This window comes from Arthrobacter pigmenti (assembly GCF_011927905.1).
Lineage (GTDB): Bacteria > Actinomycetota > Actinomycetes > Actinomycetales > Micrococcaceae > Arthrobacter_D > Arthrobacter_D pigmenti.
Genome location: NZ_JAATJL010000001.1, coordinates 2,705,199 through 2,724,779, shown reverse-complemented (window position 1 = coordinate 2,724,779; position 19,581 = coordinate 2,705,199). Strand labels below are relative to the sequence as shown.

Sequence of the window (19,581 nt, the reverse complement as noted above, 5' to 3'; positions counted from 1 at the left end):
GGCTACCGGGATCAGGAGTTCCGCTTGACCAGCTGATAACCGGCTTCATTGAACACGAGCGTATAGTTCTCGCCCGGCCAGGTCTCCTCGGCGTGCTGCTCCGCGCTCGTGGGCCGTGCGGCGCCCCAACTCCAGTCTTCGGCGTCGAGCACGAGGTACTCGGGCGCGGGATTCTCGTTGCCGATCCAGTACACCTCGGTCTCCGGCACCAGGTACGGCATCAGCACGACACCGGTCTCCACCGTTGCACCGGCGGGAACCTGGTCCATCATCCGGTGGGCAGCGTCCCAGCGCGGTGATTGCTGGTAGGTCTCCGGTTTCGCGAGGTCCGCGAGCGGCTGCCCCGGAAGCAGCATCAGCGATACCACGCTTACTACGGGTACGACGGCGGCGCTATAGGAGCGCAGCCAGCTCCGCCTGCTGCGGCGGGCGGCAAGGACAGCATCCACGAGTGCGGCGAAGAGAATCGGCATCAGAACCGCGTTGTAATGCCAGTCCGGGCCCCAGTAGGACTCGTTCCCGGCGGCGAACCGCCACAGCAGCGTGGGAAGCATCACGAAGGCCAGCGGTGACCGCAGGAACAGGAAGCCGCCGGCGAGCAGGAGCAGCCACAGCGTTTCGTACTTCTCCCCGGCGGTGAGCATGGTCAGCACGGTGTCCACGGGGTTTGCCAGTAGCGCGCCGACATCGATGCGGTCCGCGTAGTCATACGTGCCGCCGGTGTTAAGTGCCGGAAGGATCACGGCCACCGAGAGGACAACCCAGGCCAGCCCCCACGCAGCGAGCCACAGTCCTGCCCTCGACGCGCGGCTCTGCCGGAACCGCCAGGCCAGCACCAGGCCGAAGGCAAACACGGTCAGCCCCATGTCCTCCTTCACGAACACCAGCAGGGCACTGGCGACGACGGCGGTGCGTAGCCGCCCTTCGATGTAAGCCTCCAGCGCGAGGGCCAGCAGCGGCAGCGCCAGCGCGATCTCGTGGAACTGCACGGCGACGGACGCCTGAATGCCCCAGGAAAGCCCGTATGCCAGACCGAGGAACAGGCCGCTGGTGCGCCCGAGATGGCGGGCGGCCAGGCGTGTAAGGATGAACACCGACCAGCCGACCAGCAGGTTCTGCAGGATCAGCAAGGTCAGTCCGGAGGGGAAGAAAGCGTAGGCGGGACCCAGCAGGATCAGGAGGGGGTGGAAGTGGTCTCCGAGGAGGTTGAACTCGTGACCCTTGACGGGGACGATCGGCGCTTCAAACCCCGCATAGGCCTTCGCTAGCTGCGTAAAGATACCGAGGTCCCAGGAGGGTGTTTCCAGTCGGTACCACTGCGCCACGGAGAAGACGCAGTAAAGCGCAGTGACAATAAGGGCCACCGCCCAGGCCTCGGGCGGCTGGCGGCGCAGGGCCGCCCCGGCGTCGTGCAGTCCCCGGACCAGCGGATGTGACCCGGCAGCGCGTTCCCGCTCCAGCGTCACGGGGTGCCCACTTCCGGGAAGAGCGGCAGGAGGGTGGACAGATCGGCCCGTTGCCCGGAGGCGGAGACACGGCCGGTGGACACTGCATCGGACCAGGCGAGGGTGCCTGTAACCAGTGCGAGCCAGGTCTCGGCGTCGGTCTCGATGACGTTCGGCGGGGTGCCGCGGGTGTGGCGCGGACCCTCGACGCACTGGGTCACGCCGAGCGGCGGCACCCTGACTTCCACGCTGTTCCCTGGCGCGCGTGCGGCGAGTTCCTCCAGGGAGAAGCGTGCCGCCGTCGTGCGCTCGGTTGTGTCGGTGCTGCCGGTCGCCACAGCGCGGATGGCGGCGTTGCCGGTGGCTGCTGGAATCCGCCGTCGGGCCATGATCAGTCCAGGAGAGCCATCACGGGTGCGGCAAGGCGAAGCTTGCCCACTGGGACGCCGCCACCGAGCACCGGCTGGACTATTTTCTCCAGCACCGGAGCCACCGATTCGGCGTCGATTGCCCCGGAGGCTGCGAGCAGGGTCAGGCCTACGAGGGAGGTGGCGCGGATGTTCCCGTCGAGGACCTTCAACGCCATGGACACTCCGGTGGGGGTTGCCATCACGAGGACGCCCTCGGCGCCGTTCTTGGACAGAATTCCGAGATCCTCCATAACCACGGAATTCTCCCGGCCGCGGCCATGAACGGCCCACGGGTAGTCGAGCATCGCCGTGGCCACGGTTGCTGCCCGGGCATCGGCGTTCTTGTCACCCGGCGCCTTTGCGATCCTGCCGATTCCGCGCGCAAGTCCCGTGAGTGAAACTGCGCCAAGCGGTGCGCCGCAGCCGTCAACGGCCCAGTGCTGCACGGTTTCCTCTGTGTACTCCTCGATCACCGAAGCGATCCGCTGCTGCAGCGGGTGGTCACGGTCAAGGTAGGTGTTGTGGTCCCAGGAGTTCTCGGTGCAGGCCCACAGAAATGCAGCGTGCTTCCCGGAGCAATTGAAGGCGATGCGCTGGCGTCCCTTCTCGGTGCGGATCAGCCAGTTGCGGGCTTCCTCGTCCTGGGGCCAGTCCGCGGGGCACTGCAGTTGATCCTCGGTGACACCGGCCGCGCTCAGCATGGACTTCACCACATCCATGTGCTCGTGGCTGCCCACGTGGCTCGCAGCGGCGAGGGCCACCTGCGCACCGCGCAACGGTACGCCGGCCTGCATGGCCGTTAATGCCTGGAACGGCTTGAGGGTGGAGCGCGGGAAGATCGGCGTTTCGACATCGCCCAGGGCGGTCACCGTTGAGCCGTCGGCCGCCAGTACGACGGCGGATCCGACGTGACGGGACTCGATGAAACCGTTGCGCTCCAGGACCGCGAGGTCCACAGCGCTAGATGAGGTGAAGGTGGAGGGCATGTTTCCAGTATTGCGCATTACTTCAACGCCATCGACCGGGCGCTGGGAACGCGTTTTCGGGGCGGAACCGGTAGCAGGCGCCCGATGGCTGAGTTGGTGTGTAGCTTGTGCCCACCGGAGAGAACGGCCATCCGGCGGGCACAAGTTTTGGGCAGTTATTCCGCCGAGAACTGGACGCTGTGCCAACCGGAAGCGCCGTTCGGTACGGTGTCGGTGCGCTCCTCGACCTGCACGCCGTCCGGGTCATAGGCCCGCGACCGGATGCGGTGCGAGCCGGGCTCGAGCTGCACTTCGTGCGTCCACTGCCGCCACGTATCGACGGTGTACTCGATCGCGAGCGTGGCTTCCTCCCACGGTCCGTCGTCAATCTGGACTTCGACCTTGTCGATGCCACGGTTCTGCGCCCACGCCGTTCCGCCCGCGCGGTAGGTTCCGGCGGCGACCTTGGCGAACGGCTTGGGGACCTCGACGCGGGACTGGGTCTTGATCGGGCCCTTCTCGGACCAGCCGCGATCCGTCCAGTAGGCGGTGGCGTCGGCGAAACGGGTCACCTCAAGGTCAACCACCCACTTGGTCGCCGAGACGTAGCCGTAGAGACCGGGCACCACCATGCGTACCGGGTAGCCGTGTTCAAGGGGAAGCGGTTCGTCGTTCATTGCGATTGCAAAGATGGCGTCCCGTTCATCCTGCAGGACCGGCAGGGGAGTGGAGGCGCTGAAGCCGTCAGTACTGGTAGATAGAACCATGTCGGCGCCCTCGGTGGGCCGTGCCCGTTCCAGCAGTTTGCGGATCGGGTACCCGAGCCACTTCGCGTTGCCGACAAGATCTCCGCCGATGGGATTGGACACGCACGTCAGTGTGATGTGCCGTTCGATCAGTTCGGAGTCCAGCAGGTCCTGGAAATTCATCCGGATCTCTTCCTCGACCATCCCGTGGATCCGCAGTTCCCACGTATCGACGTCGATGGTCGGCACCTGCAGCGCCGTATCGATCCGATAGAAGTCCGGGTTGGGAGTCAGCCAGGGATCCACGCCCTCCAGCGCCACGTCCACGCCCTCCGGCACCGGCTTGGCAGTATCCACCGGGTCCGGGAAGCTGAGCTGCCGGCGGGCGGCGTTGACGGTACTGCGGGCAGCGCTGATCACGGCCCCTCCGGCGGCGGTCGCACCGGCGACGACGGCGGTCACGCCGGCTGCAGCGAAGAACGCGCGCCTGCTGGCGCCGGTCTTGGCCCGCTCAGGCGACGGTTCGTCGGCGCTGTAGACGCCGTCGTCGTCCGCTTGGGCTGCCGCGGGCACGGCAGCGTGGAGCTTGACGATCATCCAGCGGAGTGCGGCCAGACCGGCGAGCGTGCCGATCACCGAGGGCACGGCGTCGAGCGCTGACGCTCCGGCACGGGACACGACGGCGGCAACCATCACCGCGCCCATGAACAGGACGCCCGCGACGCCGAGGATCCAACGGCGCCACGCCAGATAGCCCAGAATGGCGGCGAGGATCACGATGGTGACTGCCATGCCGATGAAGAGCGCGAGCTTGTCGTTGGTGCCGAACGTGTCGATCGCGAAGTCCTTCAGCCAGGACGGCGTGAAGTCGATAAAGGTTGAGCCCAGGGCAATCAGCGGGGCCGAGCGCGTGGAGAAGAAGGACCCGGCAAGTTCCGCGACGCCGAGCACCAGGCCTGCGGCGAGGACACCGGCGAGCATGGCGAAACTGGATGCCCTGCGGGTGGACTTTCGAACGGCTTTCATACTCTTGATTCGGAGAGAGGCGCGGCGGGTATTGGTGAGTGCTACTTCACAGTAGCCCCGTGCAGTAGTTCGCGCAGTACCGAGCCAGTACCCTGAAGTACTGTGAAGGTTCTTGTGATTGGCCCCGGAGGCCGCGAACACGCCATTGTCCGAGCACTCCTGACCGATCCCTTCGTTCGCGAAGTGCATGCCGCGCCGGGTAACGCGGGTATCGCCCAGATCGTCCCCACGCATCAGATCGACGCCAATAATCCCGCCGCGGTGACCGAGCTGGCTTCCCGGCTCGGCGCCGACCTGGTGGTTGTAGGTCCTGAGGCACCGCTGGCCGCCGGAGTTGCGGACGCGCTGATCGACGCCGGAGTTCCGGTCTTCGGGCCCACCCGCGCGGCTGCCCAACTGGAGGCATCCAAGGCCTTCGCCAAGCAGGTCATGGCTGCGGCTGGAGTCCCGACGGCGATGGCAAAGGTCGCGTTGACCCATGAGGAGGCCGCCGAGGCGCTGGACTCGTTCGGCGCACCGTACGTCGTGAAGGACGATGGGCTCGCTGCAGGCAAGGGCGTGGTGGTCACTTCCGACCGGAACGCGGCGCTCGAGCACGCGCAGGCGTGTTTCGACGCCGGCGGGTCTGTGGTGATCGAGGAGTTCCTTGACGGACCGGAAGTCTCCCTGTTTGTCCTCTCTGACGGTTCCACGGTGGTGCCGCTGGCCCCAGCTCAGGATTTCAAGCGTATTTTCGACAACGACGAGGGCCCCAATACCGGCGGCATGGGTGCGTATTCGCCGCTTGAGTGGGTGCCCGCGGGTCTGGTCGATGAGGTCATCGAGCGCGTGGCGCAGCCGACCATCGACGAAATGGCCCACCGCGGCACACCGTTCACAGGTGTGCTCTACTGCGGGTTGGCGCTGACATCGCGTGGCCTGCGCGTTATCGAATTCAACGCCCGATTCGGCGACCCCGAGACCCAGGCGGTCCTCGCCCGGCTGAAGACCCCACTCGGGGGAGTGCTCCTCGCAGCGGCCAAGGGCGAACTGGGGACAGTCGATAATCTGCACTGGTCGTCCCAGACCGCTGTCGCCGTCGTACTGGCCTCCGCGAACTATCCCGATTCTCCACGCACCGGTGATCCGATCAGCGGACTGGACGAGGTGGACGAGCTTGAGGGCGTGCACGTGCTGCACGCCGGGACTGCGCTCGCCGGGGACGGCACGGTGGTCTCGGCAGGCGGGCGGGTGCTCGCCGTCGTCGGGCTTGGTAGTGACCTGGCCCAGGCGCGGAAGAAAGCGTACGACGGCGTCCGCCGCCTCAAGCTCGAAGGTGGCCAGTACCGCACAGACATTGCGGCCAAGGCTGCACGCGGTGATGTTGTTGTTGCGGGAGGTCTCTGATGGCGGCGCAGGAAATAGCAGGGTGGCGGCACATTTACTCGGGCAAGGTCCGGGACCTCTATGAGCCGGAATCGGGTGCGGATGACCGCGTGCTGGTGGTGGCGAGCGACCGCATCAGCGCCTATGACCATGTGCTTTCCTCCGAGATTCCGGACAAGGGGCGGGTGCTGACGCAGCTGAGCCTCTGGTGGTTCGAGCAGTTGTCCGGCGTGCCGAATCATGTCCTTTCAACAGATGTCCCGTCGGAGGTTGCCGGGCGGGCGATGATCTGCCGTCGGCTCGAGATGTATCCGGTGGAGTGCATTGCGCGCGGCTACCTGACCGGCTCCGGGCTGGCGGAGTACCGGGACTCTCAAACCGTGTGCTCTCTGCCGCTGGCTCCCGGGCTGGTTGATGGTTCCCGGCTGGAGAAGCCGATCTTCACGCCGTCCGCGAAGGCCGAGGTGGGGGAGCACGACGAGAACATCACCTACGACGCCGTCGTCATGATGGTGGGCGATGACCTTGCGGCGAAGCTGCGGTCTCTGACGCTGGACATCTACTCGCGGGCGGAGACCATTGCCCGTGACCGGGGAATCATCCTCGCGGACACCAAGGTGGAGTTCGGCATGTCCTCCACGGGTGAGGTCACGCTGGGGGATGAGGTCCTGACGCCGGATTCCTCCCGTTTCTGGGACGCTGCCCTGTATTCGCCGGGGCAGGCGCAGGCGTCCTTCGACAAGCAGTTTGTGCGGGATTGGCTGACGTCCGACGACGCCGGGTGGGACCGGGTGTCTTCGCCCCCCGCGCTGCCGGCCGAGGTTGTGGAGAAGACCCGGGCGCGGTACATCGAGGCGTTCGAGCGCCTCACGGGTAAGGCCTTTTCGTAACCAATTTGCACCCTTGATTTCGGCGCCCGTTTCGCGCGCCGGGAGTAAAATGTGAGTGCTGGGGAACCGTGACTGGAACACCTGCCGCGGTACTTTTACCTGGCAGGTGGTTCACATGATGTCCCGATCAGCACGGCGCTTTGTGGTGGCGCTGTTCACGTCTCTGGCGCTGGTTCTTGGATTGGCGCCCTCCAACGCCCCGCCCGCCCAGGCGGCGCCACTGTTCGGCCACGATGTGTCCTGGCCGCAGTGCCCGTCCTCGCAGGGTGGGTTTGGGCTGCCGATGCCGCCGCCGTCGTCGCAGTTCATCATTATCGGCCTGACCAAGGGGCTGGCGTTCACGGAGAACCCGTGTCTTGCCAGCCAGGTGACCTGGGCGCGAACCAACGGCAAGCCATCCCACGGTTATGCGATGGCGACCTTCCCCACGGCGGCGCAGCTCTCCACCTACCGGTCCCAGGGGCCGTGGTCCTCCAGCACCCGCGCTGGGCAGTTGTCCAACGTGGGCTATTCCGAGGCGCGATTTGCCGTTGCCAGCATGAATCGGATCGGATTCCGGCCGCCGGTGGTCTGGATCGACGTGGAGCCGAGGCCCGCACAGCCCTGGCCAACCGGTACCGCCCAGCGCGAGCGCGAGAACCGCTGGGTGATTGAGGGGCTTATGAGGGGCCTCCGGGACGCCGGCTTTTCCTATGGCTTCTACTCCTACACCTCGGGGTGGCAGGAGATCACGGGCTCCTGGCGGGTCCCCGGGGTGCCGGTGTGGGCCACCGCGGGACGCCTGGACTACCCGAACGAGGCGCTGGACCGCTGCACCCAGGCAAGCTTTTCGGGCGGACGCGTGTACATCTCGCAGTGGTATGACGACACGCGGGACTACAACAGGACCTGCGACCCGTACGCGTTCACGCCTCTGGCCATCCCGGCGTCGACCCTGTCAGGGCCGTCAATGGACTTCAACGGCGACTGGAACCACGACATCCTTGCCCGCGCGCGCGCCAGCGGAGATCTGCGCAACTATGCCGGAACAGGCAGGGGATCCTTGCTGCAGGGCGCCTTCGTAGGGCGTGGTTGGGGGATCTACAACACGCTTCACACTCCCGGCGATCTCACCAGCGACGGAGCCGGCGACATCCTGGTACGCGACGCCATAGGTAACGGAAACTTGTGGCTCTACCGCGGCACAGGCAAGGGCGGGCATTCCGCGCGCGCCTGGGTGGGCGGCGGTTGGGACCCGTACACCATCGTCGCCCCCGGTGATTTCAACGGCGACCAGCGGGCGGACCTCCTTGCCCGCGAGAGAGCCAACGGTGTCCTCTGGCTCTACCCGGGCAACGGCGCCGGCGGTTGGTTTCCACGAGTCAGGGTGGGTGGGGGCTGGAACCCCTACACCATGATTGGCCCAGGCGATTTCAACGGCGACGGAACGGCCGACATCCTTGCGCGTGAGGACGCCACGGGGTCCATGTGGCTCTACCCCGGCAACGGGCGCGGCGGCTGGTTGCCTCGCTCCCTAGTGGGCGGCGGCTGGAAGCCGTACTCCATTGCGGCACCGGGGGACTTCAACGGCGACCGCACGGCCGATGTGGTTGCGCGGGACAGTGGGGGGAGCCTGTGGCTGTATCCGGGGAACGGTCGCGGCGGTTTGCTCCCACGCTTGTACCTCGGGGGCGGGTGGTGGACCATCGACGCGATCTTCTGATCTGCTCCAATTTTCGTGCACCTCACGCGACCTCCAGCCCCGGGAAGTCACGCGAGGTGCACGAAAGTTCGCAGGCGGGGACGAAAAAGGTGCCCACATTCCGTGGACACCTTTTCAATGGTCGGGGTGACAGGATTTGAACCTGCGACCTCGTCGTCCCGAACGACGCGCGCTACCAAGCTGCGCCACACCCCGCTCACGCCTGTCGAAACGACCGCGAAAGCAACCTCTCAAGGATAACGGAGAATCCTGTCCCTGACGAACTAGACCAGGGAGCCCTGCCAAGCCGCGTGGAGTGTGGCGAAACGGCCGCTGCCGCTGATGAGCTCGGCAGGTGTCCCGTCCTCCACAACGGTGCCGTCGTGCACCACGAGGACGCGGTCCGCGATCTCCACCGTTGACAACCGGTGCGCGATGATGAGTGCCGTCCGGTTGCCCAGCAGCTTCTGCAGTCCCTGCTGGACCAGCCGCTCGCTGGGAATGTCGAGGGACGACGTCGCTTCGTCGAGAATCAGCACCGCAGGGTCGGCAAGGAACGCCCGGGCGAAGCTGATGAGCTGCCGCTGCCCGGAGGAAACCCTGCCGCCACGCTTGTTCACATCGGTGCTATACCCGTCGGGAAGGGCTTCGATGAACTCATGCGCGCCAACTGCCTGGGCGGCTGCCACAATTTCCTCGCGGCTCGCCTCCGGCTTGCCCAGCGCGATGTTGTCCGCAACGCTCCCGCTGAAGAGGAACGCCTCCTGCGTGACCATGACGACGGCGCGGCGCAGGTCGCGGGGCGCCACCTCCCGAAGATCTATGCCATCCAGGGTGACGCTGCCTTCGGATACGTCGTAGAAGCGCGCAATCACCTTCGCGAGCGTCGATTTACCGGCGCCCGTCTGCCCAACCAGAGCAACCGTCTGCCCAGCCGGAATGGCCAGGTCCATGCGCGGAAGAATGACCGGCCCGTCGCCGTAACGGAACTCGACGCCGTCGAACTCTATTCGGCCCTTGGCATCCTGCAGCGGTACCGGGTTCTTCGGCGGACGGACCGTTGGAACCTCCTCCAGCAAACCGGACACCTTCTCCAGGGCAGCGGACGCCGATTGGAAGGAGTTGTAGAACATGGCCATCTGGTCCACCGGCTGGAAGAAGCGCTTGCTGTAGAGGAGAAGTGCCAGGAGCGCCCCGACTTCCAGCGATCCCCCAAGAACCCGGAATCCGCCGACCAGGAGGACCAGCGCTACTGTCGTGTTACCGATCAGCACGAGCCCCGGCTGGAAGACACCGTTGAGGTTGATGGAACGAACCGTGACACGGCGATAATCCTCTGCCAGCTCCTCATAGCGTTCGGCGTTGACCTTCTCCCGGCGGAATGCCTTCACGGCGCGGATGCCGGTCATCGTCTCGATGAAGTGGACGATCAGCCGGGCCGAAACCACCCGCGAGGAGCGGTATGCAACCTGCGAGTGCTTCTGGTACCAGCGGGCCAGGAACGTCATGGGAATCGCCGCAACCAGGATGAGCAGGCCGGTGGGCCAGTCCAGCACAAAGATGGTGACCGCCACGAACGCCATGTACATGACACCGGAGGCGAGTGAACTGACTCCGGAATCGAGCAGTTCGCGCAGCGCCTCAAGATCCGAGGTCTGCCGCGAAATGATCCTTCCCGAGGTGTACTTCTCATGGAACTCGAGGCTTAGCCGCTGGGTGTGGCGGAAAACCCGCAGCCGCAGGTTCAGCAGCATTTCCTGGCTGAGCTTCGCTGCTGCCCGCACGTAACCCGCTGTGAGCGTTGCGGCCAGTATCGCCGCCACCAGATAGGTGATGCCCGTGATCCAGAGTTCTGTTGAGTCGCCCTCCAGCAGTGCAGGCAAGGCGTGGTCGATTCCGAAGGCGATGATAGCCGGCCCCGCCACACGGGCGATCTGCGAGGTGACTACCAGGATGGCCGTCCAGATGAACTGCCTGCGGTTGGGCCGGATCAGCGAGCCGAGCAGCTTCAGCGATCTTGAGCGCACGGACTTGTTCTGCGCCCGGTTCAGCATCACCTCGTCCTCGTTATGGACTCCGGAGGAGATACCGGACGACGACGGCGCCTGGCTTTTCTGTTTGTCGCGCTCGGGTGAAGTGCTCACGCGCGTGCCTCCTCGTCGTCGTGCTCGAGTTCTTCCAGCTCAGTGTCCAGGTCCACCGGCTCTTCGGTGAGGCTCGCGATCACGTAGCGGTAGTGCGTGTTGCGTGCCAGGAGCTCGGTGTGGGTGCCGACGTCGACAATCCGGCCGTTCTCCATGAGCGCCACACGGTCCGCCAGCGCCACGGTAGACGGGCGGTGGGCGACGATCAGCGTGGTGGTGTCCTGCAGGACTTCCCGGAGCCGTTCCTCGACCAGTTCCTCGGTGCGAACGTCGAGTGCAGACAGCGGGTCATCGAGCACAAGGACTCGGGGCTTCGCGGCAATTGCGCGGGCGAGTGCCACGCGCTGGCGCTGGCCGCCGGACAGGCTGAGTCCCTCTTCGCCGATCAGGGTGTCCACGCCCTCGGGAAGCGAGTAGACGAAGTGCGCCTGGGCGATGTCAAGGGCTTCCTTCAGGACCGCGTTGGCGTCGTCGTCGTTCTCTGGTTCCGCGCCCATCAGAACGTTGTCCCGTACGGAGTTGGAGAAGAGAATGGTGTCCTCGAAGGCCACTGACACGTGGCTGCGGAGTTCTTCCAACGTGAAATCGCGGAGGTCGACGCCGTCAATGCGGATTGCGCCGCCGGTGACCTCGTAGATTCGAGGCACAAGGTTCAGTAGGGTGCTCTTGCCGCAGCCGGTCACGCCGACCAGGGCCATGGTTTCCCCGGCCTGCAGGGTGAGGTCGATGCCGTTCAGCACGTCCGCTGCAGGCTCCTCGGCGTCCGGGTAGCGGAAGTGGACGTCTTCGAAGGTGACGACGCCGTGCGGTTGGCGCAGGGTACGTGGCTCTGCGGGGTCGGTGATGGTGTTCTCCGAGTCCATCACCTCGTAGTGCCGGTCGATCGCGGTCTTGGCGGTGAAGGTCATTGCGAGGAGAGGACCGATGAATTCGACCCTCGCCGTGACAACGCCCGCGGTGGCGAAGAAGGCCACCAGACCGCCGATGGTCACATCCCCGTTCACGGCCAGGAGGATTCCGGTAACCAGGGATGCACCGAGCGCGAGTTCGGGCAGCAGCGTGACCACGAGCGAGAACCGGGCGAGGCTGTGGGCCTTGTGGATCTCGGTCTGGCGGAGTTCCTCGGCCTGGTCGTTGAAGGAATCCAGCGCCTCGCGGCTCCGGCCGAACGCCTTCAACACCCGAATTCCGTGCACTGATTCTTCGACAGTGGTGGCGAGATCGCCGGCCTGGTCCTGGCTCTTGCGGGAAACCCGGCTGTAGGTGGTGCGGAAACGGAATCCGTAGATCATCACGGGGACGGCAGCTGCCAGGAAGATGAGCGCGAGCGGCCAGCTCATGAAGAACATGATGGACACACCGATCGTAATGGTGAGCCCGTCCACCACCAGCATGATTGCGCCGAACGCCATCCACCTGCGCATGAGATTGAGGTCCGTCATTGCGCGCGAGAGAAGCTGACCGCTTCCCCAGCGATCGTGGAACGCCACGGCCAGGTTCTGGAGGTGGCGGTAGAACGAGGTGCGCAGCGTCGTCTCGACGGTGGTCGCGGGAGCGATGACAAGGAAGCGGCGCAGAGCAACGAAGGTTGCCTCGAGGATGCCCAGGAGGAGTACGACGCCGGACGCGATCCAGACCGTCGATGTCGCCTGCCCAACGGCCAAGGCGTCATTGACCAGGACGCGGAATACCTGCGGGATGGCGAGGGCCATGAGGCTTGCTCCGAGGGCGGCGAACAACCCGAGGATCAGCCGCAGCAGGATCGGTTTCAGATGCGGATAGAGGCGGCTGAGGGATTCCCACAGCGTTGTTTGCGTCGGCATGCTCTTCTCTTGGCAGTCAAAGGTATGGGGTAGCCGAAGTTTTCGTGTCCCCCAGCAACTATCTTATGCCAGCAGGAGTGTGACGCGTGCAACGCTGCACGTGATGACGTGTGCTGTCAGCGTGTGGTGAGGGTGAGAAGTACTGCTTCCGGCGGGCAGGCGAAACGGACCGGAGCGAACCTGGATGTTCCGATTCCGGCGGAGACGTTCAGCGGAACGCTTCCACCGTTGTGCTCCCAGTGGGTCAGTCCTCGCGCACGCCAGGTGGGGAGGTCGCAGTTGCTGATCAACGCTCCGTAACCCGGGACACAGACCTGGCCGCCATGGGTGTGGCCGGCCAGCAACAGATCGGCGCCGCCGTCGGTGAACGTGTCCAGGACCCGCTGGTAGGGGGCATGCGCGACGCCGACCCGAAGATGCGGTGCCTCGCTCGCCGTGCTGCTGCCCGAGGGGAACCCGGCGAACCTGTCCCGGTTCAGATGTGGATCGTCAACGCCGCTGAAGTCGAGGCGAAGGCCTTTCAGGGCGATGGACTGTGACCGGTTGGTGAGGTCGATCCACCCTGCTGATCCGAAGCGGGCGAACATCTGCTTCCAGGGAAGTTCCCTGGGCGGTTTGGTGCCTTTGTGCAGGGACGGTCCGCCGAAGTACTTGAACGGGTTCTGTAGCCGGGGCGCATAGTAGTCGTTGGAGCCTGGGACGAAGACGCCCGGAAAATCGAGGAGTGGTGCCAGCGCGTCGAGCAGGGGCGCAACTGCCTTTGGGTGGCTGAGGTTGTCGCCGGTGTTGACAACCAGATCAGGTTCCAGTTCGGCCAGTCCTTGCAGCCACTTGGTCTTCGCGGCTTGCCGGGGCACCATGTGAATGTCCGACAGGTGCAGGATCCGCAGTGTCCGGCTCCCTGGCGGGAGGATCGCCAGGGATTCACGCCGCAGTCCGAACAGGTTGCGCTCAACGAAGGCTGCGTAACCGAAGGTGGCAACGCCGGCGGCCGCGGTGAGGCCGAGTGTTATCGCGGCGCCGGCGCGGGCGTCTTCCCTGAAGACTCCCACGATTATTCGTCGTCCCCGTTGCCGCCACCGTTATCGCTGCCGCCGTTACCGTTTCCGTTGTTGTTCGGGGGAGTGACTGGGCGGGTATCTTCGCCGCCGCCGTCTTCGCCGCCGCCGTCGTTGTTTCCGCCACCATTGTTCACCGGGCGGTCGAACTGGACCGGACGAGGGGGATTGATCATATTCGACGGCGGATCCGCAAACGGTTCAGCCTCGACGAATCCTTCAATCTGCTGCATGTAACGCGCCCAGGACGGCCCGGCAATCAGCGAGCCATCAACTTCCTGGTACGTTTGACCACCAATCTGGCGTCCGGTCATTGTTGGACTGTAGAGCTTCCAGTCGCCGAGCCAGGTGGCAGTGGACAAAGCAGAGTTGTATGCCATGAACCAGGTCTGTGAACGGGTTTCATTGGTACCCGATTTACCAGCCATTGGTATGTCGCCGTACTGGAGTGCCGAACCGGATCCACGTTCCATCACAGCCTGCGTCGCGTAGTTGACTCCGCGCGCCAATTCGGCTGGGATAACCCGCTCGCACTGCTCAGGAGGAACTGGGTAGGACGTTCCGTCGACGGCCGTGACCTCCACGAGCGCGCGGGGCTGACACTTGATGCCCTCCGCCGCGAGCGTGGCATATGCAGTGGCCATGGACAGCGGCGACACAAGGACGCCGCCACCGATGAGCCCTGAGGGCCGTACGGGGAGCGGCTCCAGTTCGCCTTCTGCGCTCTGTCCGAGGTGCACGCCCATGTCATACGCCAACTCGAATGGTCGGCAGAGGTCTACCTGATTAGCAGTCTCCATTGTGATGGTGTTGTAGGACTGTGCGAGACCTTCAAGAACGGTGTAGTTGCCGTAGTTGATGTCCCCATAGTTTTGAACGTCGTAGGGCTCTGCCGCCTGATTGATCCAGGCTCCGCCTTCAAGGCAACTTGCTTCCCACCGATCGCCGACCGGATAGCTCTTCTTACTGCCGTTCACAACTTCCAGAAGCGCCCTGTCGTCCTCCAACCAGGCGGCAACAGTGAACGGTTTCATCGTCGAACCTGGCTCGAAACCACCAATACCGCCGATGGGCTTATTCGGATCTCCGCCCGCATACTGATCGACGTTGAAGTTGAGCACCGAGTCGCCCGCAGCTTCACCTGGCATGAACCGGGTGTTCTGGGCCATAACCAGAACGTCGCCTACACCGGGTTTGACAGTCACGATGGAGTGCCCAATAGCCGGATCGGTTGTTTCTCTGTTCGCGGTCTCATTGATGGCCGTCTGGGCGGCGTTCTGCATCCTTGGATCCAGGGTTGTCTTGATGGTGAGACCACCGCGGTACAAGAGGTTTTCCCGATCATCGCGGGTTTCCCCGAAGGCCGGGTCGTTGAGAATCAGGTGCGTGACGTAGTCGCAGAAGTATGGTGCCTGCTCGGCACCGACACAACCGTTGAGCACCGGCGTGATTGTCAGACCGAGGTCTGTAGCGATTGCGGCGTCGTGCTCTTCTTTGGTGATCCTCCCGGTTTCAAGCATCCGGGAAATAACAAGGTTACGGCGTTGGAGAGCGAGCTCCGGGTTGGTTTCCGGGCTGTACAGGGTTGGGCCGTTGACCACTGCGGCAAGAAGCGCGGACTGCTGAATGTTCAGGTCCTTGGCTTCGACGTTGAAGAAGTACTTAGAGGCAGCCTGCACACCGAATGTGTTGCCGGTGAACGGCACAATGTTCAGGTAGCCGGCGAGGATCTCATCCTTGCTCAGTTCCTTCTCCACGGCGATGGCCAGCTTGGCCTCGCGCAGCTTGTCTCCCATGGTCTTCTGGAGGCGCAGGTCAACGTCGCCGCCGTCGATCAGTACGTTGTTGACGTACTGCTGCGTGATGGTGGAAGCGCCGCGGGTGGTGTCACTGCTGAGGTTGCTCAGCGCGGCGCTGATGATGCCCTGCAGATCGACGCCCCCGTGCTTGTAGAACTCGTCATCTTCGATGGCAAGCAGCGCATCGGTCATGTTCTCGGACACCTGATCCAGCGTGATCGGCTGGCGGTTCTCCTCATACAGAGTGGCTATCTTGGAGCCGTCCGAAGCAACGATTGTGGAGGGCTGGGCGAGCGCACCGCGCTCAAGCTCAGCGGGAAGATCTTCGAAAAACTGGATGGAAGCGGAGGCGCCGGTGCCTGCTGCTGCCGCAACGGGCACCAGAAGTCCGGCAGCAAGCACCCCACTCAGTCCACTGATTCCAAGAAATGCAATGATCTTCCCCAGGGTGGTTGCCGTGTCAAAGAAAGGTGATTTACGAGCAGCCATGTACTCCAGTTTACAAGCACGCGCTAACCTGTGAACCATGACCAAATGGGAGTACTCCACAATTCCGCTCATCATCCATGCGACCAAGCAGATCCTCGATCAGTGGGGTGAAGACGGCTGGGAGCTCGTCCAGGTGGTGCCGGGGCCGGATGGCAACGGATTGGTGGCTTACCTGAAGCGGGAGAAAAACGCGTCGTGACCAGTACGGATGAAGCGGTATCGGCCGTCGAGAGTAGGCTCCAGGAACTCGGAATCACCCTCCCCGAGGTGGCGGTTCCGGTGGCGGCTTATGTGCCGGCAGTGGTGTCGGGGAACTACGTCTACACCTCCGGTCAACTGCCTTTTATTAATGGTGAACTCCCAGCTACGGGCAAGGTCGGCAGTGATATAGAGCCTGCGGCCGCTGCTGAGTATGCAGCGACCTGCGCCGTCAACGCGCTCGCCGCCGTAAAGTCCCAGATCGGCGATCTTGACCGCATCACCAAAATCGTCAAGGTAGTCGGTTTCGTCGCTTCGGATCCGTCCTTCAAGGGCCAGCCCGGCGTGATCAATGGAGCCTCGGAGCTGCTCGGCAAGGTCCTCGGCGAGGCGGGCGCGCACGCCCGTTCCGCCGTCGGCGTCGCTGTACTACCATTGGATGCGCCCGTCGAAGTCGAGATCATCGTTGAGTTTGTTTAGGTTTGTCTAGTTACGTGAACCGTTCAAGCACCAGGCTCTTCCCCGTACCGGAAGACCAACAGGGCGCCGCGCGCAGTTGGATAGACCACGGCGAGCGCACCCCCATGAAGCCGCGGCCGGCGTCGTCGGTCGTGCTCATCCGTGACGCTCCGGTCGGTACTGAGGTCTATCTCGCCTACCGGCGGGGCGAGTCCCCGCTGGGCGTGGTCGCCTTTCCCGGCGGCAGCGTGGAACCGAACGACGACGACGCCTTCCTCTGGTTCGGGCCCTCACCCGCGCAGTGGGCTGCTGCGCTGGCAACCGAAGACCACGAGGGTGCCCGGCGCTTCGTCGTTGCGGCGATCCGCGAACTCTTCGAGGAAACCGGCGTACTGCTGGCAGGTCCGGATCCGTCCAGCCTCATCGAGGGAACCCGGCATCCGGACTGGATGAAAGCCCGCGAAGCGATCGCTGCCGGGGAGAAGACCTTCGCGGAAATCCTGAACAAACGTGGACTCGGACTCCGGACCGACCTCATCAAGCCGCTCTCCGCCTGGCTGAGCCCTGACTTTGCGCACCGGCGGTTCGATACGCGGTACTTCGCTGCGGCTCAACCCGTGAACCAGGAGCCGACGCTGCTTCAAAGCAAGGGGGTATGGGGTGCATGGCGGTGGTCTGCGGAGGAGATTACGCGGCGTGGGACCACGACCCTCGGCGACGAGGTGGGGCAACCGAACACTGCGAGCCGTACGCTCGATGAGATCACGGTTCCCGCAGTCGAACTCATCCTCGAGAAAATCGGTTCCTCGCGCGGCTGCATCGCCTACCTTTCGCACAAGCGCCCGATGAAGGTTTTCTCACCGCGGCTGGTCGAATCCGAGGGGGAGCCGCGCATTCAGGTCGAATGCTCAACCGCCACCGAAGGTTCGGAGCAGCGCGGGCGCTGAGCGTCGTCGTACCTCCCGGGAACTTTCGTGCAGCTATGGCGACTTCCGAAGAGCTGAACCCGCTACAGCTGCACGAAAGTTCTTTGCTGTGGATAACTGAGAAGGCGTCCGCTGCAGATGGTGTGAGATGGACCATGCCCAGACACACACCGTTGCCCGAAGAACTGGCTGGCCGCTCGTTCACCTTGCAAGCGGCGCTCGAGTTAGAGGTTTCCCGGAGCCGCACCCGCGCGAGGGATCTGGCCACGCCAAGCAGGGAAATACGCGTTCCTCGGGACACCATCCAACCTATGTTGTTCCGGTGTCGGCCGTATACGGAGCTTCTCCCAGGAAGCTTTGTCTCGCACACAACAGCGGCTCGGATTCACGGGATCAACCTGCCGTCATGGATCGACGACGAAATGATTCACCTTTCCCGGAAAAGAACAGACGCCGTACCGCGAAGACGCGGGGTCATCGGCCACCCTTTGGATATTGCCGAGGCTGACGTGGTCGATGTAAACGGAGTACCGGTAACCTCGATTGCGCGAACCTGGCTGGACCTTGCGGCCATGCTTCCGATCGAGGATCTCATCGTCGCAGGGGACCAGATTGTGAGCGAGTACATCCGATCTTTCGGGGTACCGAAAATCGCGATGTTTTCGAAGGCAGACCTGGAACGGTTCATTGCCTCGCACGGTCGATGTTGGGGTATCCAGAAGGCCCGACTTGCGATCGGTCGTCTTCGTGTCGGCGTCGATTCGCCGCCTGAAACGCGAGTTCGGTTGCTCTTGGAAGATGCAGGAACGCCCGAGTTCACTGTGAATCACGGGGTGCGGGACTTCACCGGCGCGGTTGCTTTCTGGACGGATTTGGCCTGCGAGGCTTACCGGACGTGTATCGAGTACGACGGCGAACATCATCTGACGCCTGAACAGCAGGCGAAGGATATGGATCGTGACGCGAAAGCGGCTGAGCTGGGCTGGGCACAGGTGAAACTTAACCGTTTGGATTTGCGCGATGGGGGTTCGAGAGCCATTGCAAAGGTGCGGAAGGCGCTCATCCGCCAAGGTTGGCGTCCTGGTTCACAGGAACTTTCGTACAACTCCGGCGATTTCCGCGGAGCAGAATCCGCCTGATCTGCACGAAACTTTCCTGAGAGAACGACGACGGCGGGTTGCCACCGAAGTGACCCCCCGCCGTCGTCGTGCCTCCGAAGTTCTGTGCACCTGTGGCGACTTCCACACGGCGAAGATCACCATACGTGCACGAAAGTTCCGGACAACTAGCGGCTCCGCTGGCGCAGGCGCTGGATGTCCAGAATGACGACGGCGCGCGCCTCCAGGCGCAGCCAGCCACGCTGAACGAACTCCGCCAGCGCCTTGTTCACCGTCTCGCGGGAAGCGCCGACGAGCTGCGCCAGTTCCTCCTGCGTCAGTTCGTGGGCAACCAGGATGCCGTCGGTTGCCGGGCGTCCAAAGCGGTCCGCGAGGTCGAGCAAGGCTTTGGCGACACGGCCTGGCACGTCGGAGAAGACCAGGTCCGCCAGCGACTCGTTGGTGCGGCGAAGCCTGCGCGCGAGCGCCTGCAACAGCTGCGCTGACACCTCGGGGCGGGTCTCCAGCAGCGCGCGGAGATTCTCGTTCTTCAGCCCCGCCAGGCGGGTTTCGGAAACGGCGGTAGCGGTAGCGGTTCGGGGGCTCGGGTCGAATAGGGCCATCTCGCCGAACAGTTCACCTGGGCCGAGGATCGCGAGCAGGTTCTCCCTGCCGTCCTGCGCAGTCCGGCCGAGCTTGATTTTACCGGAAACGATGAAGTAGAGCTGATCGCCCTGATCGCCTTCCCGGAAAACCGATGCGCCGCGCGAAAGGTCCACCTCCGTCAGCTCATCGGTCAGGGCGGAGAAAACCTCGTCACCCAGCGATGCGAAAAGGGGCGCCCTGCGCAGTACCTCGATATCCATGAAAGCTCCTATTACGTGATGCAAACCCAAACGGGTTCCCATGTGGTCCCATTTCTTCCCATCTTGCCGTACGAGACGGACTTGTGACACCAGATACACGCATGTTCGCCAAGGGGATATGCAAAATCGCGTATAAACTCCGCTCTCCGCGGATTGTCAGCATAGGAACGTAGAATCTTTGAAAACGGCAGGGG

At 64.0% G+C, this 19,581-nt stretch carries 16 protein-coding genes and 1 tRNA gene; 7 read left to right on the top strand and 10 right to left on the bottom strand.

Translation table 11 applies throughout. The features are described 5' to 3' along the window. Positions 1-11: 11 nt before the first annotated feature. The 4 genes from BJ994_RS12700 to BJ994_RS12685 form a co-directional block, all read right to left on the bottom strand. Positions 12-1,466: a DUF2079 domain-containing protein gene (locus BJ994_RS12700; RefSeq protein WP_167994633.1), complete on the bottom strand. Its 1,455-nt coding sequence runs from the start codon at positions 1,464-1,466 to the stop codon at positions 12-14. Further along, positions 1,463-1,834, bottom strand: a complete 372-nt coding sequence (locus BJ994_RS12695; protein WP_167994632.1) for a sterol carrier family protein — start codon at positions 1,832-1,834, stop codon at positions 1,463-1,465. Before BJ994_RS12695 ends, BJ994_RS12700 begins: the two co-directional genes overlap by 4 nt. Positions 1,835-1,836: 2 nt before the next feature. Next, on the bottom strand, positions 1,837-2,841 hold the full coding sequence (locus BJ994_RS12690) for an asparaginase (protein ID WP_167994630.1): 1,005 nt from the start codon (positions 2,839-2,841) through the stop codon (positions 1,837-1,839). 155 nt (positions 2,842-2,996) lie between these two features. Beyond that, entirely contained in the window at positions 2,997-4,592 is a 1,596-nt protein-coding gene (locus BJ994_RS12685) for a molybdopterin-dependent oxidoreductase (RefSeq protein ID WP_167994628.1), read from the bottom strand. 102 nt (positions 4,593-4,694) lie between these two features. Between BJ994_RS12685 and purD the strand changes: the two genes are divergently transcribed. From purD to BJ994_RS12670, 3 genes are all read left to right on the top strand, one after another. Continuing rightward, positions 4,695-5,978 carry a phosphoribosylamine--glycine ligase gene (gene purD, locus BJ994_RS12680; RefSeq protein WP_167994626.1) on the top strand — a complete coding sequence of 428 codons (1,284 nt, stop codon included), beginning with the start codon at positions 4,695-4,697 and terminating at the stop codon, positions 5,976-5,978. After that, complete coding sequence (locus tag BJ994_RS12675) at positions 5,978-6,847, top strand: phosphoribosylaminoimidazolesuccinocarboxamide synthase (RefSeq protein WP_167994624.1); 870 nt, start codon at positions 5,978-5,980, stop codon at positions 6,845-6,847. Before purD ends, BJ994_RS12675 begins: the two co-directional genes overlap by 1 nt. Before the next feature lie 115 nt (positions 6,848-6,962). Continuing rightward, the gene (locus BJ994_RS12670; protein WP_167994622.1) at positions 6,963-8,549 is read left to right on the top strand and encodes an FG-GAP-like repeat-containing protein; all 1,587 of its coding nucleotides are present in this window, start codon (positions 6,963-6,965) and stop codon (positions 8,547-8,549) included. Between the two features lie 118 nt (positions 8,550-8,667). On the opposite strand, the gene BJ994_RS12665 is transcribed toward BJ994_RS12670, so the two are convergent. The 5 genes from BJ994_RS12665 to BJ994_RS12645 all read right to left on the bottom strand — a co-directional run bounded on the left by BJ994_RS12665 (position 8,668) and on the right by BJ994_RS12645 (position 15,841). Beyond that, a tRNA-Pro gene (locus BJ994_RS12665) sits at positions 8,668-8,744 on the bottom strand. 68 nt (positions 8,745-8,812) lie between these two features. After that, positions 8,813-10,582, bottom strand: coding sequence for an ABC transporter ATP-binding protein (locus BJ994_RS12660; RefSeq protein ID WP_167996011.1), 1,770 nt, complete (start codon positions 10,580-10,582; stop codon positions 8,813-8,815). Positions 10,583-10,668: 86 nt separating this feature from the next. Further along, positions 10,669-12,495 (bottom strand): ABC transporter ATP-binding protein, encoded by a 1,827-nt coding sequence (locus BJ994_RS12655; RefSeq protein ID WP_167994620.1) that lies wholly within the window; start codon positions 12,493-12,495, stop codon positions 10,669-10,671. 116 nt (positions 12,496-12,611) lie between these two features. Further along, on the bottom strand, positions 12,612-13,547 hold the full coding sequence (locus BJ994_RS12650) for a metallophosphoesterase (protein WP_342450374.1): 936 nt from the start codon (positions 13,545-13,547) through the stop codon (positions 12,612-12,614). 2 nt (positions 13,548-13,549) lie between these two features. Further along, positions 13,550-15,841, bottom strand: a complete 2,292-nt coding sequence (locus BJ994_RS12645) for a transglycosylase domain-containing protein (RefSeq protein ID WP_167994618.1) — start codon at positions 15,839-15,841, stop codon at positions 13,550-13,552. Positions 15,842-15,878: 37 nt separating this feature from the next. Here BJ994_RS12645 and sp36 point away from each other — a divergent pair, with 37 nt between their 5' ends. The 4 genes from sp36 to BJ994_RS12625 all read left to right on the top strand — a co-directional run bounded on the left by sp36 (position 15,879) and on the right by BJ994_RS12625 (position 18,563). Beyond that, positions 15,879-16,040: a Sp36 family protein gene (sp36, locus tag BJ994_RS12640; protein ID WP_157358939.1), complete on the top strand. Its 162-nt coding sequence runs from the start codon at positions 15,879-15,881 to the stop codon at positions 16,038-16,040. Then, complete coding sequence (locus BJ994_RS12635; RefSeq protein WP_167994616.1) at positions 16,037-16,519, top strand: Atu1372/SO_1960 family protein; 483 nt, start codon at positions 16,037-16,039, stop codon at positions 16,517-16,519. The genes sp36 and BJ994_RS12635 overlap by 4 nt, the downstream gene beginning before the upstream one ends. A gap of 14 nt (positions 16,520-16,533) precedes the next feature. Beyond that, a complete protein-coding gene (locus tag BJ994_RS12630) occupies positions 16,534-17,445 on the top strand; it encodes an NUDIX hydrolase (protein WP_167994614.1) in 912 nt (303 codons plus the stop codon). 401 nt (positions 17,446-17,846) lie between these two features. After that, the gene (locus BJ994_RS12625; protein WP_209066831.1) at positions 17,847-18,563 is read left to right on the top strand and encodes an endonuclease domain-containing protein; all 717 of its coding nucleotides are present in this window, start codon (positions 17,847-17,849) and stop codon (positions 18,561-18,563) included. 146 nt (positions 18,564-18,709) lie between these two features. On the opposite strand, the gene BJ994_RS12620 is transcribed toward BJ994_RS12625, so the two are convergent. After that, positions 18,710-19,387 carry a Crp/Fnr family transcriptional regulator gene (locus BJ994_RS12620; RefSeq protein WP_167994612.1) on the bottom strand — a complete coding sequence of 226 codons (678 nt, stop codon included), beginning with the start codon at positions 19,385-19,387 and terminating at the stop codon, positions 18,710-18,712. Positions 19,388-19,581: the final 194 nt, after the last annotated feature.

Bases quoted from the DNA above. Each gene is read 5' to 3' on its own strand.
- BJ994_RS12695 (WP_167994632.1), bottom strand. From the start codon at position 1,834: ATGGCCCGACGGCGGATTCCAGCAGCCACCGGCAACGCCGCCATCCGC.
- BJ994_RS12690 (WP_167994630.1), bottom strand. From the start codon at position 2,841: ATGCCCTCCACCTTCACCTCATCTAGCGCTGTGGACCTCGCGGTCCTG.
- BJ994_RS12685 (WP_167994628.1), bottom strand. From the start codon at position 4,592: ATGAAAGCCGTTCGAAAGTCCACCCGCAGGGCATCCAGTTTCGCCATG.
- BJ994_RS12675 (WP_167994624.1), top strand. From the start codon at position 5,978: ATGGCGGCGCAGGAAATAGCAGGGTGGCGGCACATTTACTCGGGCAAG.
- BJ994_RS12670 (WP_167994622.1), top strand. From the start codon at position 6,963: ATGATGTCCCGATCAGCACGGCGCTTTGTGGTGGCGCTGTTCACGTCT.
- BJ994_RS12660 (WP_167996011.1), bottom strand. From the start codon at position 10,582: ATGCTGAACCGGGCGCAGAACAAGTCCGTGCGCTCAAGATCGCTGAAG.
- BJ994_RS12655 (WP_167994620.1), bottom strand. From the start codon at position 12,495: ATGCCGACGCAAACAACGCTGTGGGAATCCCTCAGCCGCCTCTATCCG.
- BJ994_RS12645 (WP_167994618.1), bottom strand. From the start codon at position 15,841: ATGGCTGCTCGTAAATCACCTTTCTTTGACACGGCAACCACCCTGGGG.
- sp36 (WP_157358939.1), top strand. From the start codon at position 15,879: ATGACCAAATGGGAGTACTCCACAATTCCGCTCATCATCCATGCGACC.
- BJ994_RS12625 (WP_209066831.1), top strand. From the start codon at position 17,847: ATGATTCACCTTTCCCGGAAAAGAACAGACGCCGTACCGCGAAGACGC.
- BJ994_RS12620 (WP_167994612.1), bottom strand. From the start codon at position 19,387: ATGGATATCGAGGTACTGCGCAGGGCGCCCCTTTTCGCATCGCTGGGT.